Genomic DNA, 13,337 nt, shown 5'->3' with positions numbered 1-13,337 from the left:
TCATGCTTCGCGGGGCGAGCCGACCAGCCGCTCGGCGATCCGGCCGAACGTGGCGGCGATGCGGTCGCAACCGCGGGCGATGGGGGCGGGCAGTTGCAGCTGCGCGTCGGACAGAAGCAGCGCGAGCGCGAGCCCGATGGTGCCGAGCGGCACGCCGTACATGAAGAACACGCCTACGGGCGATCGAATCGCGAGCGTCGTCGCCCCGAAACCGGCGAGCCGCACGAGGCCGACCACAACGATGGCCCCGAGCACGGCGAACGAACGGCCCTGGCGCGTCGTCCGCGGCTCCCCGAGGAACACGAAAACCACGAGCGCGAAGGCGAGGGGATAGAGCGGCTGGCTCAGCCGGTCGTTCAGTTCCGAGCGTAGCCGTCCGAAGTTCTCCGAGTCCTCGTCCTTGCCCGCCGTGCTGGTCGCAAGATCGAACGTCGAGCGCTCGCTCGGGCGGAAGACCGGTGCCGCCGCAACCGGCGTCATGGACGACAGGTCGAAAGCGTAAGTGTCGAAGCGGACGATGGACAGGGCGCCGTCCGCGGTCCGGCGCTGGATCGTGCCGTCCTTCATCACCAGGAGGGTACGGTTCAGGGCGCTGACGATCTCGCCGTCCTTGGCGATATAGGTCATCGCCTTGTCGGGATCGCGCTCGTCGGACAGCACGAGACCCTTGATCACGCCGCCACCGGTGCGGTCGCGGATGTGGAAGGTCAGCCCCGGCTCCATCTCGATGAAGCGGCCGGGCTTGATGATCGAGGCGACGACATCGACCTGCACGTCGTTGAGCGCGAGGCGGACGAACTGAAGGCCGAGCGGCGCCGCCCACATCGAGAGAAACGCGGCGAACAGACCGACGGCGATGCCGAGCATGAGGATCGGCTTCAGCACCAGCCAGCGCGACGTGCCGGCCGCGTGCATCGCAATAAGTTCGCTATCCGCACTGAGATTGGACAGCACGACGACGACCGCGATGACGATGGCGAACGGCGCAATCAGCAGAACCAGGAAAGGGACGGCGAGCAGGGTGATTTCGAGGAAAACGCCGATGGCCTGGCCCTTGGCGGTGATCAGATCGAGCTGGCGAAGCGCCTGGGTCACCCAGACGACGCTCGCCAGCACGGCGAGCGCGGCTATGAAAGCCCCCGCTGCCCGCCGGAAAATATATCGACCGATCAATCCCATACGCTCGTACGCTCGCCTACTGATAAGGGCCGCCCGCCGGCCCGGCCTCCGTCTACCCCGTCGATGCTCCGTTCAGTATGCGAACTGCCTGCGCGCAGGCAACCGATGACCCTGCATTTTCCCGGGCATGGAACCGCACAAGGAATGAACGCCCGATGAAAATAAGCTGTCCTTGGTTAAAAATAAGGTGCGGTGCGATCGCTGTGGGCGGCACGTGGTCGCGGCGGCCGGCGAGGCGGCAGGCCGGGGAGGTGGTGCCGGGACGCGGCCGTCGGCTCGCTCGGGCGCATGGCTCGGTGCTTGCCGTCTGCCCGGCAAAGGCCCATGTTTCCCGTGGCCCACCCGACTGGCGGATGGCATCCCAGCCCCTTCCGCCTGCCAGAAAATTCCGAAGGAAGATCGATCATGGCGCCTCTGCCGACCATTGCCTTTGCCACGCCGTCCCTGCCCGCGAAGGGAACCGCGGTGGTGTTCACGGACGATAGCGGTACGTTCGGCGGCATTGCGGCGGAACTCGACCGGGTTTCGGGCGGCGCCCTCGGAAAGGCGCTGGCGGCCGCACATTTCAAGCCCACGCGTTTTGCGGCGCTCGATGTTCTTGCGCCGGCCGGACTGTCGGTCGACCGCGTCCTTGTCGTGTCGATCGGCGCCAGCGATGCCCCCGAACTCGACTGGCTGCGCCTCGGCGGCACCGTCATGGGCAAGGTGGGAGAGACGAAGGCGACGGACGTGACCGTCCTGGCGGACACGGCGGGCGGGACGGCGGTCTCTGCCGCGCAGGCGGCCGACATCGCCTTCGGAGTGCTGCTGCGGGCCTACACGTTCGATCGCTACAAGTCGCGCCGGGCCGAGGATGCGGCGCCGCTGGAGCGCTCCGTCGTCCTCGCGGCGGCGGATGCCGCGGCCGCCGAGGCCGCATGGTCGGTGCGCAAGCCGGTCGCCGATGGCGTCGTGCTCGCGCGCGATCTCGTCAACGAGCCGGCAAACGTGCTCGGCACGGAGGAATTCGCCTCGCGCGCCGCAGCCCTCACGGCCCTCGGCCTTTCGGTGGAGGTTCTCGGCGAGACGGAAATGCGGCAGGAGCGCATGGCGGCGCTGCTGGGCGTCGCACAGGGCTCGCGGCGGCCGCCGCGTCTCGTGATCCTGAAATGGGAAGGCGGCCCGCTCGGAGAGGCGCCCCTGCTGTTCGTCGGCAAGGGCGTCGTGTTCGATTCGGGCGGCATCTCCATCAAGCCGGCGGCCAGCATGGAGGACATGAAGGGCGACATGGGCGGCGCGGCGGCCGTGACCGGCCTGATGGCCGCGCTTGCCGGCCGCAAGGCGAAGGTGAACGCCGTCGGCGTGCTCGGCCTCGTTGAGAACATGCCGGACGGCAACGCCCAGCGGCCGGGCGATATCGTCACCGCGCGGTCCGGCACCACCATCGAGGTGATCAACACCGACGCGGAAGGCCGGCTCGTGCTCGCCGATGCGCTGCATTACGCCATCGAGCGCTTCAAGCCGAAGTTCGCCATCGACCTCGCCACCCTGACCGGAGCGATCATGGTCGCGCTCGGCAGCCATCACGCCGGCCTGTTCGCGACCGACGACGCCCTTGCGGACGCGCTCGCGAAGGCCGGGGCGGAGACAGGCGAACGGGTCTGGCGGATGCCGCTCGGCGCCGACTACGACAAGATGATCGAATCGAAGTTCGCCGACATCAAGAACACCGGCGGCCGTTATGGCGGCTCCATCACCGCCGCCCAGTTCCTGAAGCGATTCGTCGGCAACACGCCCTGGGTCCATCTCGACATCGCCGGCACCGCGCTCGGCTCGCCCGCGACCGAGATCAACCGCTCGTGGAGTTCCGGCTGGGGCGTTCGCCTGCTCGACCGGCTCGTCGCCGACGTCTACGAAACGAAGTAGACGCGCCGGCGGTCGGCTGAGGCGAGGGGTCGAGCATGACGGAAGTGCTATTCTATCATCTGGAGCGACAGGGCCTCGAGGCGGTGCTGCCCACCCTCGTCGAGAAGTGCCTGGAGCGGTCGTGGCGCGTCGTCGTGCAGGCCGGCTCCAGGGAGCGTCGCGACGCGCTCGATTCGCTTCTATGGACCTACCGGGACGATTCGTTCCTGCCTCATGGCACCTCGGCGGACGGACCGGGGGAAGACCAGCCGGTCTTCCTCACGGCGGAGGACGACAACCCCAACGGCGCGACCGTCCGCTTCCTCGTAGACCGGGCGGCTCCGGGCGACATCGCTCCCTACCAGCGGGTCGTGTTCCTTTTCGACGGCAACGATCCCGATGCTCTCAAGGAGGCGCGCGACCAGTGGAGGGCGGTCAAGGCGGAAGGTCATGACCTGACCTACTGGCAGCAATCTCCGGCCGGCCGTTGGGAGCGAAAGGCGTAGACGGTCACGCCGAAGCGGCGATGGCGACGCGACCGTCCCGCACGGTCGCGACGAGATCGGCGATGCCGGCGACGTCTCCCGGTGTATGGATCGACATGAGCACCGTAAGGCGCTTATGAGCGCGCAAATGATCGACCAAAGCGATCATATCGGCGCGCAACTCGGGGTCGAGAGCGCCGAACGGTTCATCAAGAAGCATCAGCGGCTTGTCGCGGACGAGCGCCCGGGCGAGCGCGACGCGCTGCCGCTGACCGCCGGAGAGTTCGCCGGGCTTGCGGCGCTCGAACCCGGCGAGATCGACCTCGGCGAGCGCCCGCGAAATCCGCTCCCCGTCGGCCGCGCCGAGCTTCAGCCCCGGATCGATGCCGAGCCCGACATTGGCTGCGGCATCGAGATGCGGGAACAGGTTGTGCTCCTGAAACAGGATCGAGAGCGGACGGGCGGCCGGCGGCAGGCCGGTGATGTCGCGCCCGTCGAAACGGACCGCGCCGGAGATGACACGTCCAAAGCCGGCAATGGCGTGGAGCAGCGTCGTCTTGCCCCCGCCGGATGGTCCGACGACGGCGCACAGTGCCCCCGGCGGCACCGTCAGGTCGTAATGGGTGGAAAAGGCGCTCCGGGGGCCGAAATCGACGGAAAGGGCCTCAATCTCGAGCATTGCGGGTCTCCGTCGAAAGCAGCGCGGCCAGGAACAGGAGGAACGCGACGGCCGCGAGCAGCAGCGCGACCGACGCGGCCTCGTCCATGCGGTAGGCCCCGAGGCGCTGGTAAATCAGCAGCGGCAGCGTGACGATCCCCCCGGCGCCGAAGAACGCGGCGACCCCGAGATCGCCGAGCGACAACACCGCGGCGGTCGCGAACGCCATCGCCATCGGCCGGGCAACCAGCGGACCGTCCACCAGACGCAGGCGGTTCCATCCGCTGATTCCGAGGCTGTCGGCGAGGCGCCCGTAGCGCTCGGCGGCGACCGTCAGCGGCGGCTCGATCAGGCGCATGGCGAAGGGCAGGGCCATCAGCGCGTTGACGAGCACGATCATCGGGATCCCGAGCGCGAACGGGTCCGCAAAGCGCCTCGCCACCACGAACAGTCCCGCGGCGAGCGTGAATGGCGGCATCAGCAGGATGGCGATGCCGGCCGAGTCGACCAGCGCGGCGAGCCGGCTTCGTCCGGCGGCGAGGCGCAAGCGGCGCGCGAGCGTGGCGAGGCCGAGCGCGAGCGAAACCGAGAGCAGGGCCGCCGGCAAGGCGATGGCGAAGCTCGTCGCCAGCGCGGAGAGCGTGGACGGCGCGGCGAGAGTGCCGAGCGCGGGGATACCTGAAACGACGACCGCCGCGATCGGGAGCAGGACGAGCCCGCCAACGATGACAAGCACCACCGCATCGAGCAGCGCGAGCGCGCGGGATCCGGTATCGCCGCGCGACTCATGCCAGCCGGACGTCACGATTTCAGGCAGGCGGCGTTCCATCCTGAACACCGGAGCGACGAGCGCGAGGCAGACGGCGATCTGGACACCGGCCAGCGCGGCGGCGCGCGGGAAATCGGCATCGAACCTCAGGGCTTCATAGATCGCGACTTCGAGGGTCGCGGCGCCCGGCCCGCCGCCGAGCGCCAGCACCAGGGCGAAGCTCGTGAAGCAGAGCAGGAAGATCAGGGCGGCAAGCGAAGGCGTCTCCCGCATCAGCACCGGCCGGTCGATCAGCCGGAACATGGCGAGCGGCGACATGCCGAGGTGGGTCGCGAGGCGCCAGTGCTCGGCCGGAACGGCTTCGATGGCGGCGAGGAACACCCGGGCCGCCAGCGGCGCGTTGAAGAACACATGGCCGATCAGGATGCCCGGAAGGCCGTAGAGCCAGCTTCCCGGCTGCCAGCCGAGCGCGCCGAGAATCGCGCCGAGCCAGCCGGCGCGGCCGAACACCGCGACGACGCCGAACACCACCACCACCGGCGGCAGCACGACCGCGAGGTTCAGGATCGCCAGCAGAACCCGCCGGCCCGGAAACCGGCTGCGCCGGGCGAGAGCCAGCGCCAGCGCCGCGCCGAGCGCAAGCGACAGCACCGTTGAAAGCGTCGCCTGCATCAGCGTGAAGCGGACGATGTCGCTGACATAGCCCCACGGCAGCGACGGCAGGTCGCCCCCGGCCGCTGAGATGAGGCCGACGATCGCCGACGCCATGATGCCGATCACGACGGCCAGCGCCGCGATACCGGGCAGCAGCATCACGCCGGCGCCGCGGATTCGGACGGCACGGGCTGTCATGGGGCGACCGGACGGGCCGGAAATGGGCAGAGCGCCGCGTTCACTGACCCATCGCCGTCAGCCAGCCGTCGAGCCAAGTGCGCCGCTTCGCCGCCACCTCGGCGGGGTCGGGCAGGAAGCTCTTGGTCGGCTTCGGCAGGTCCTTGAAGGAGGCCGGCAACCCGCCTTCTTGAAGTTTCGCCGGATACATCCAGTTGGTTTCCGGAATGGCGGACTGGAAGGCAGGCGTCAGCATGAAGGCGAGGAAGGACTTCGCCAGATCCGGCTGACGGGAGCTTGCGACGACGGCTGCGGTCTCGACCTGCAGCACGTGGCCTTCGGGGAAGATCGCGGCTTTGTATTTGTCGGTCTTGTCCGCGGAGATGTGGTAGGCCGGAGAGGTCTGATAGCTCAGCACCATGTCGGCCTCGCCCTTCAGGAACAGGCCGTAGGCTTCCGACCAGCCCTTGGTGACGGTGACGATCTTCGGCTTCAGCTGCTTCCAGACGTCGTCGGCCTTGTCGCCGTAGATCGCCCGGACCCACAGCAGCAGCCCGAGGCCCGGCGAAGACGTGCGCGGGTCCTCGATCACGAGCGACGGAGCGTTCGGCGCGGTGAGATCAGCGAAACTCTTGGGCGGATTTTTCAGCTTTTCGGAATCGTAGACGAACGCGAACCAGCCCCAGTCGAACGGAACGAACGTGTCGTCCGTCCAGGGCACCGGAAGGTCGAGGCCGGAAACGGCGAGGCCAGACGGGGCGAACAGCCCGGTCTTGCGGGCTTCGTCGGCCATGTTGGTATCGAGGCCGAGCACGACGTCGGCCTTCGTCGAAGCGCCTTCGAGCTTGAGGCGCGTCAGCATCGCGCCCGCATCCTCGATCGCCACCCATTCAAGGGTGCAGCCGCAGGTTTCCTCGAAACGCTTCTTCACGATCGGCCCCGGCCCCCATTCGGCGGCGAAGCTGTCGTAGGTGTAGACCGTGAGCGTCGGCTTCTCCGCTGCGGCGGCCTCGCTCGCGAGAGGCAGGGCGGAGGCGAAGGCGCCGAGGGCGAGAGAGCCCGCAAGAGCGGCGCTGATGAAGCGGCGTGTGAGCATAGACGTTCATCCTGCTGGCAAAACGGGCAAATCTGGCTCGTTCGGCGCATCGGCCAATCCGTCGGCACGGCGTCACGACGATTGGTCGTTCGGCCGAGGCGACAGTTGGCGCGATGAGGGGATGGGCGTGTCAACGCCGTCATCTCGATCCCTCCGCCGGTACGATCCGGATCAGGTTCGACGGGTTGGCTTGCACGCCTCTCAGCCCATTCGGGCACCCCGCGAGACAAGGTCGACGTTAGCCACCGCCCGGCGCGGATGCAATCGGTTTGGTGCGGACGGAAGGTGGGCGCGACACCGGGCTGCGTTCGCCGCCGCCCGGCATCGGCTGGTGAAGAGAGGCCGGCGGCCCGAAGCGCCCTCTCGTTCCATACGGCCCTACGGTCAGCGGGCATGTCGTCATCTCGCCGTATCGCGCCGTTCGTATGGAAAAGGAGGGAACCCCACCGCCTTGCAATCATGACGGGACGGGTTTAAGCCCGGAACATTCAGCATTTCCGGGGCGTTCTGTCCGGAAGTCGCCATCTGACGTTCTCCCGACCCCGCCTGCCTCGTTCACTCCCGAAAGCGAGAGACGTACCCCCGTGGAAATCTTCACCGGATTGTTCGAGCCTGCGGCTTTGACCGCTCTGGTGCAGGTGCTGCTGATCGACGTGGTGCTTGCGGGCGACAATGCCGTCGTCGTCGGCCTCGCCGCAGCGGGGTTGCCACGCGAGCAGCGCCTCAAGGTCATCCTGGTCGGCATTCTTGCCGCGACGGCTCTGCGCATCGTGTTCGCCTCCATCGCCGTGCACCTGCTTGCCGTCATCGGCCTGCTGCTGGCGGGCGGCATTCTGCTGCTCTGGGTGTGCTGGAAGATGTGGCGCGAGATCCGCGCCGACCACGAGGCGGAAAAGGCCGCGATCGCCGACGACGCGGAGGCGGAGGAGACGGTCGTCTTCGCCGGCAAGGGCAAGGAGGGCGGGAAGCCCCGGAAGACCTTCGGCCAGGCCGTGACGCAGATCATCGTCGCCGACGTTTCGATGTCGCTCGACAACGTGCTCGCCGTCGCCGGGGCCGCTCGCGAGCATCCGGGCGTGCTGATCATCGGCCTTGCGCTGTCTGTGGCGCTGATGGGGCTCGCGGCTTCGCTGATCGCCTCGATGCTGTCCCGCTTCCGCTGGATTTCCTATGTCGGCCTCGCCATCGTCCTCTACATCGCGCTCAAGATGATTTACGAAGGCTCGCTCGAGGTTCTCCAGCATCTGCCTGCGGTGACCTGAGGGCTCATCGCCGGCCGCGAGGGGACGCGCATCAGGCGCTTTCCCGCTCGCTCACGAGCGCGCGGGCGGCGTTCTCCCGGGCGAGGATACGTTCCGCATCGAGGCTGCGGATGGGTACTGCGCGGTTCGAGGGCACCTCTCCGGCGAGTTGCAGCGCGAGATAGCGTCCACAGCACACCCGCAGGAACGAGGCAAAGTTCTCGATCTCGCCCTCGCTCGCCAGCTCGTCATAGAGCCGGGAGACGAGCTGTCCGAGCGACAGCCCGTCGCGACGGGCGATCTCTTCCAGCGTCGTCCAGTAGAAGTCCTCAAGGCGAATGCTTGTGGAAACGCCGCTGAGGCGTATCGAGCGCGTGCGATTGCGCCACAGAGCTGGATCGGCTCCGACGAACAGACGGCACATGGCGTTCCATCCTCCCGGCTCTTGCTTTTCGGGCGATGATAGCACGCCGCGGGCCGGTCCGCCCGCCGTTCCTGTCCGGCGGGCGGATGCGGCGTTTGTCAGGCGGCGGCGAGCACCTTGTCGGCGTGCTCGATGTGCGTGCCGAGAACGGTGAGGAACTGGCCGATCCACGCCGGATGCGCCGGCCACGCAGGAGCCGTGACGAGATTGCCGTCCGTCACCGCGCCGTCGATGGCGATATCGGCATAGGTGCCGCCGGCGAGTTCCACTTCCGGGCGGCAGGCCGGGTAGGCCGAGCAGGTGCGACCTTCCAGCACCTTCGCCGCAGCGAGCAGTTGCGGGCCATGGCAGATGGCGGCGACGGGCTTGCCTGCGTCGAAGAAATGGCGCACCGCGGCGATCACCCCGGCGTCGAGGCGGAGATATTCCGGTGCCCGCCCGCCCGGGATGACAAGCGCGTCGTAGTCCTCGAGCGTGATGTCGGAAAACGTTGCGTTCAGCGTGAAGCGGTGACCGGGCTTCTCGCTATAGGTCTGCTGGCCTTCGAAATCGTGGATGGCGGTCGCGACCCAGTCGCCCTTCTTCTTGCCCGGGCAGACGGCATCGACCTTGTGGCCGACGGCGAGCAACGCCTGGAACGGCACCATGGTCTCATAGTCTTCGGTGAAATCGCCGACGATCATCAGAATGCGCTTGGCAGCCATCTCGCGTCTCCTTGTTCTTGGCACGCCTCGCTCGGGCCGCGCCTGGAACGCAGGCCGGCGGGCGCGTCTCTCTAGGGTGACGACTATACCATCCGAGATCGGCGGGGCGGGTGTTAGCCCGTTGTTGCGGGAGCGCTGCCACTGGACCGCAGCCTCGCAAGGCCCTATTCCAGAAGCGAATTGAACGATGACAGGAGCGCGCCGCCGCCACTCCCTCGCGGGGATGCGGCTGCCGGCGACGTTCCGCGAACCCGAGTGGGAGGGGACAGGGCAATGCCCGATTTCGCGTCGCCGGATTTCCTGAAATCGCATATCCGCCAGTGCCTCGATTTCTATTTCCCCGTTGCGATCGACCGGGAAAAGGGTGGCTTCTTCAACGCCTTCCTGATCGACGGCACCATCTACGACCGCGAGACCAAGCATCTCGTCGGCATGTCGCGCATGACCTACAACGCTGCGATCGGGTTCGAGCTTTTCGGCGACGAGATGCTGCGCGATGCCGTGCGCCACGGGCTGAACTTCCTGGAAACGGTCCTTCGCGACCCTGTTTCGCGCGGCTACGGGTGGGTCGCGAAGTGCGATACCGTCGCCGATCCCTCGCTCAAGGCCTATGGCCACGCCTTCGTGCTGCTGGCCCATGCCACCGCCGCCCGCAAGATCGTGCCTGATGCCTGCCTGCGCGATGTCGCGGCGCTGATCGAGTCCCGCTTCATCGAGGGGCCGCAACAACTCGCCATCGAGGGTTTCGATGCCGGCTGGACGAACCCGGACAGCTATCGCGGCCAGAACGCCAACATGCACCTGTGCGAGGCGATGATCGCCGCCTATGAGGCAACCGGAAGCCGGCCGTTCCTCGACCGTGCGATCCACATCGCCAACAAGATCGCCATCGAGTTTCCCGCGGCTCACGGCGGCTTCATTCACGAGCACTTCACGTCCGACTGGGCGGTGGACCCGGATGCCGCGAAGCGCGCCAACGACCATACCTTCCGGCCGGAAGGCTTCCAGCCCGGCCATCATGCCGAATGGGCGAAGCTGCTGCTGACGCTCTACCGGCTCACGGGGGAAGACCGCTTCAAGACGCGGGCGGCCGAGATCTTCGACCTCGCCGTCACGCCGTTCTGGGACGAGGATCGGGGCGGTTTCTATTACACGTTCGACGAGAATCTCGTTCCGATCGACCGCGACAAATATCACTGGCTGCCGTCCGAATCCTTCTCGGCCGCCTATCTGCTCTACAAGGCCACGGGCGAACAGCGTTATCTCGACTGGTACGAGAAGATATGGTCCTGGACTTGGGAGTACATGGTCGATCGCGAGCGCGGCGGCTGGTACCTTCGCGTCGACGAGAACAATCGGCGCTACGACGAGCCGAAGAGCCCGCCGGTGAAGGCGGACTATCATGCGATCTCGAACTGCTTCGAGGTCTTGAGGGCGCAGGGTCACGCGGCCTGAGCCCTGACGGGACGGCCGGCAACGAAGCCAAGGATGCAAGTCATGACCGACTGGACGCTCGGCTGGGACCGGGGCCACATCGCGGTGCGGCCGACCGGGGCGATGATGGCGCCGGTGGAGATCGTGCTCGACGACGGCCGCAAGGTGTTCCCGTTCAAGGTCGCGCCCTGGGCCGACGAGCGGTTCGAGCCGCCGGTCGGGCCGCTGTTGCAGGGGCTACGTGGCGACTGGACCTGCCTGCCGTTCGGGCTTCCTGGCAAGCCGCGCACGGACCTGCTCCCCGACTGGATGACGGGTGTGAACCGCGATCTCGCCTCGCCGGACGCCTACGGCCACGGCGCGGTCGCGAACGAGCCCTGGGTGCTCGATTCGTGCTCGCCGGACCATCTGGCCTGCCACTTCGACTTTCCCGAGGAGATGCCGATCGAGCGCGTCTCGCGTGCGATCCACGTTCTGCCGGGTGAGGCGATGATCTCGGTGGTGGTGGAGATCACGGCGCGGCGATCGTGCGAGATGCCGTGGGGACTGCACCCGACCTTCGCGCTGCCTGAGGAGCCCGGCGCCTTCGAGATCGGGTTCGAGGGCCCGGTCCGCGTGTTCACTTATCCGGGTGAGTTCGAGAAGGGCGTGTCGCGCGCGGCCCACGGTCAAGTGGTGCCGGGCCTCGATGCCGTGCCGATGATGGACGGCTCCACGCTGTCTTTCGCCCGGCTGCCGCTCGACCGCGATGCCGAGGAACTGCTGATTGCGGCCGACCATGGCGGGCGGGTGATCCTCACCAACCATGCCGAGCGCTATCGTACCATCCTGGACTGGGACGCCGCCGTGCTGCCCGGGCTGCTGCTCTGGGTTTCCAATCGCGGGCGCAAGTTCGCGCCGTGGAACGGGCGCTTCCTCGGCCTCGGCGTGGAGCCGATCTCCGCCGCATTCGACCTCGGCTATGCCCACGGGCTCAATCCGGCATCGCCGCTGCGTGCCGCCGGCGTCGGCACCGCAACGCGCTTCGCGCCCGGCGCCCCGCTGAAGACGAGCTACAGCTTCCGCTTCGAGGCGCTCTGACGGAAGGATGGGCGGGACTTTACCCGCCCGTCGCCTTTCAGGCCACGGTCTCGGGCAGAAGCATCGTCCCGGTCTCGCGCAACCGCACGTGCCAGGACAGCGCCTCCTCAATGATATGAGGGGTTTGTCCGCCACGCTTGAGAGCACGCTCGAAGTAATCCTCGAGCGCTCCGCGATAGGACGGGTGCACGCAGTTGGCGATGATCTCGCGCGCGCGCTCCCGCGGGGCCAGCCCGCGCAGGTCGGCGATGCCAACCTCGGTGACGATGACGTCGACATCGTGCTCATTATGGTCGACGTGGCTGACCATCGGCACCACGCTCGAGATGCGGCCGTCCTTGGCGATGGACTTGGTGACGAACACCGACAGCGAGGCGTTACGGGCGAAATCGCCCGAGCCGCCGATGCCGTTCATCATGTGCGTGCCGCCGACATGCGTGGAATTGACGTTGCCGTAGAGATCGACCTCCAGCGCCGTGTTGATGCAGATGAGGCCGAGACGTCGCACCACCTCAGGATGGTTGCTGATCTCCTGCGGCCGCAGCACCAGCCGGTTCTTGTAGTGCGAGATGTTGGGGATCACGGCGCGATATTTCGCTTCCGACAGCGTGATCGATGAACCGGACGCGAAGTTGAGCTTGCCGGCATCGATCAGGTCGAAAGTGCTGTCCTGCAGCACTTCGGAATACATCGTGAGGTCGTGAAACGGGGAATCGATGAAGCCGTGCAGCACGGCGTTCGCGACCGAGCCGATGCCCGCCTGCAGCGGCGGAAGCGAATGGGTCAGCCGCCCGAGCTCGACCTCGCGCTCCAGCAGCCCGATGAGATGGCGGGCGATCGCCCGGGTATCCTCGTCCGGTGCCTGAACCGAGGCGGAGCTGTCGAGCTTCTCCGTCATCACGATGGCCACGATCTTGTCGGGGTCGATCGGGATGAACGGCAGGCCGACGCGCTGGTCCGGTGCCATCACGGGAATCGGCTGGCGGGTCGGACGGCGGGTCGGGATGTAGATGTCGTGCAGGCCTTCGAGTTCCGGCGGCTGGGAAGTGTTGATCTCGACGATGACCTTCTCGGCGAGGATGGCGAACGTTGCCGAGTTGCCGACGGACGTCGTCGGCACGATGCCGCCGTCGGCTGTGATCGCGACCGCCTCCACCACCGCGACGTCGATCGGCCCGAGCGTGCGGGCGCGCAGCATCTCCACCGTTTCGGAGAGATGCTGGTCGACGAACATGACCTCGCCGGCGTTGATCGCCTTGCGCAGCGAAGGATCGGCCTGGAAGGGCAGGCGGCGCGAAAGTACGTGGGCCTCGGCGAGGGTCTTGTCGAGGTCGTTGCCGAGCGAGGCGCCGGTGATCAGAGTGATCTTGAGCGGATCGGTCTTGGCGCGCTGGGCCAGCGCCATCGGTACCGCCTTCGCCTCGCCCGCGCGGGTGAAGCCGCTCATCCCGACCGTCATGCCGTCGCGGATGTAGCGGGCAGCCTCCTCGGCGGTCACGACGCGGTCGAGAAGCGAGGCGCGGCGAATCCGGGTCGTGGGCATGGCGTTTCC

General features: G+C 67.4%; 12 protein-coding genes and 1 riboswitch. Of the genes, 5 read left to right on the top strand and 7 right to left on the bottom strand.

Annotated features, from left to right (window positions below; all coding sequences use genetic code 11):
- A complete protein-coding gene (gene lptF / locus BUF17_RS11555) occupies positions 1–1,173 on the bottom strand; it encodes an LPS export ABC transporter permease LptF (protein ID WP_210215436.1) in 1,173 nt (390 codons plus the stop codon).
- Positions 1,174–1,584: 411 nt separating this feature from the next.
- Between lptF and BUF17_RS11550 the strand changes: the two genes are divergently transcribed.
- Both BUF17_RS11550 and BUF17_RS11545 read left to right on the top strand, forming a co-directional pair.
- On the top strand, positions 1,585–3,084 hold the full coding sequence (locus tag BUF17_RS11550) for a leucyl aminopeptidase (RefSeq protein ID WP_073628748.1): 1,500 nt from the start codon (positions 1,585–1,587) through the stop codon (positions 3,082–3,084).
- A 35-nt stretch (positions 3,085–3,119) separates the two neighbouring features.
- On the top strand, positions 3,120–3,569 hold the full coding sequence (locus tag BUF17_RS11545) for a DNA polymerase III subunit chi (RefSeq protein ID WP_073628746.1): 450 nt from the start codon (positions 3,120–3,122) through the stop codon (positions 3,567–3,569).
- A gap of 4 nt (positions 3,570–3,573) precedes the next feature.
- On the opposite strand, the gene BUF17_RS11540 is transcribed toward BUF17_RS11545, so the two are convergent.
- From BUF17_RS11540 to thiB, 3 genes are read right to left on the bottom strand one after another with little or no spacing between them, the layout of a single operon-like run.
- Positions 3,574–4,227: a thiamine ABC transporter ATP-binding protein gene (locus BUF17_RS11540; RefSeq protein WP_073628744.1), complete on the bottom strand. Its 654-nt coding sequence runs from the start codon at positions 4,225–4,227 to the stop codon at positions 3,574–3,576.
- Positions 4,214–5,827 (bottom strand): ABC transporter permease subunit, encoded by a 1,614-nt coding sequence (locus tag BUF17_RS11535; RefSeq protein WP_073628742.1) that lies wholly within the window; start codon positions 5,825–5,827, stop codon positions 4,214–4,216. Before BUF17_RS11535 ends, BUF17_RS11540 begins: the two co-directional genes overlap by 14 nt.
- A gap of 40 nt (positions 5,828–5,867) precedes the next feature.
- Entirely contained in the window at positions 5,868–6,902 is a 1,035-nt protein-coding gene (gene thiB / locus BUF17_RS11530) for a thiamine ABC transporter substrate binding subunit (protein WP_073628740.1), read from the bottom strand.
- Positions 6,903–7,032: 130 nt separating this feature from the next.
- Positions 7,033–7,134: riboswitch (TPP riboswitch) on the bottom strand.
- Positions 7,135–7,486: 352 nt separating this feature from the next.
- Between thiB and BUF17_RS11525 the strand changes: the two genes are divergently transcribed.
- Positions 7,487–8,164 carry a TerC family protein gene (locus BUF17_RS11525; RefSeq protein ID WP_428977643.1) on the top strand — a complete coding sequence of 226 codons (678 nt, stop codon included), beginning with the start codon at positions 7,487–7,489 and terminating at the stop codon, positions 8,162–8,164.
- A gap of 31 nt (positions 8,165–8,195) precedes the next feature.
- Here BUF17_RS11525 and BUF17_RS11520 read toward each other — a convergent pair whose 3' ends face one another.
- Positions 8,196–8,567 carry a ribbon-helix-helix domain-containing protein gene (locus BUF17_RS11520; protein ID WP_073628738.1) on the bottom strand — a complete coding sequence of 124 codons (372 nt, stop codon included), beginning with the start codon at positions 8,565–8,567 and terminating at the stop codon, positions 8,196–8,198.
- Positions 8,568–8,665: 98 nt separating this feature from the next.
- Positions 8,666–9,271, bottom strand: a complete 606-nt coding sequence (locus tag BUF17_RS11515; protein WP_073628736.1) for a DJ-1/PfpI family protein — start codon at positions 9,269–9,271, stop codon at positions 8,666–8,668.
- A 273-nt stretch (positions 9,272–9,544) separates the two neighbouring features.
- On the opposite strand from BUF17_RS11515, the gene BUF17_RS11510 reads away from it, so the two are divergent.
- Together BUF17_RS11510 and BUF17_RS11505 are read left to right on the top strand one after the other, a co-directional pair.
- A complete protein-coding gene (locus BUF17_RS11510; RefSeq protein WP_073628734.1) occupies positions 9,545–10,726 on the top strand; it encodes an AGE family epimerase/isomerase in 1,182 nt (393 codons plus the stop codon).
- Positions 10,727–10,768: 42 nt separating this feature from the next.
- Positions 10,769–11,785 carry a hypothetical protein gene (locus BUF17_RS11505; protein WP_084564517.1) on the top strand — a complete coding sequence of 339 codons (1,017 nt, stop codon included), beginning with the start codon at positions 10,769–10,771 and terminating at the stop codon, positions 11,783–11,785.
- 37 nt (positions 11,786–11,822) lie between these two features.
- Here the strand turns inward: BUF17_RS11505 and scpC are convergent, their stop codons facing one another.
- A complete protein-coding gene (gene scpC / locus BUF17_RS11500) occupies positions 11,823–13,328 on the bottom strand; it encodes a succinyl-CoA:acetate CoA-transferase ScpC (RefSeq protein WP_073628730.1) in 1,506 nt (501 codons plus the stop codon).
- Positions 13,329–13,337: the final 9 nt, after the last annotated feature.

The organism is Pseudoxanthobacter soli DSM 19599, from assembly GCF_900148505.1.
GTDB lineage: Bacteria > Pseudomonadota > Alphaproteobacteria > Rhizobiales > Segnochrobactraceae > Pseudoxanthobacter > Pseudoxanthobacter soli.
Note: the sequence above shows the minus strand (reverse complement) of the source record. Positions and strands in the feature narration are given on the sequence as shown.

What these genes read in the sequence shown, in the direction of transcription:
- BUF17_RS11550 (WP_073628748.1), top strand. Translation starts at nt 1,585, where the DNA reads ATGGCGCCTCTGCCGACCATTGCCTTTGCCACGCCGTCCCTGCCCGCG.
- BUF17_RS11545 (WP_073628746.1), top strand. Translation starts at nt 3,120, where the DNA reads ATGACGGAAGTGCTATTCTATCATCTGGAGCGACAGGGCCTCGAGGCG.
- BUF17_RS11540 (WP_073628744.1), bottom strand. Translation starts at nt 4,227, where the DNA reads ATGCTCGAGATTGAGGCCCTTTCCGTCGATTTCGGCCCCCGGAGCGCC.
- BUF17_RS11535 (WP_073628742.1), bottom strand. Translation starts at nt 5,827, where the DNA reads ATGACAGCCCGTGCCGTCCGAATCCGCGGCGCCGGCGTGATGCTGCTG.
- thiB (WP_073628740.1), bottom strand. Translation starts at nt 6,902, where the DNA reads ATGCTCACACGCCGCTTCATCAGCGCCGCTCTTGCGGGCTCTCTCGCC.
- BUF17_RS11520 (WP_073628738.1), bottom strand. Translation starts at nt 8,567, where the DNA reads ATGTGCCGTCTGTTCGTCGGAGCCGATCCAGCTCTGTGGCGCAATCGC.
- BUF17_RS11515 (WP_073628736.1), bottom strand. Translation starts at nt 9,271, where the DNA reads ATGGCTGCCAAGCGCATTCTGATGATCGTCGGCGATTTCACCGAAGAC.
- BUF17_RS11510 (WP_073628734.1), top strand. Translation starts at nt 9,545, where the DNA reads ATGCCCGATTTCGCGTCGCCGGATTTCCTGAAATCGCATATCCGCCAG.
- BUF17_RS11505 (WP_084564517.1), top strand. Translation starts at nt 10,769, where the DNA reads ATGACCGACTGGACGCTCGGCTGGGACCGGGGCCACATCGCGGTGCGG.
- scpC (WP_073628730.1), bottom strand. Translation starts at nt 13,328, where the DNA reads ATGCCCACGACCCGGATTCGCCGCGCCTCGCTTCTCGACCGCGTCGTG.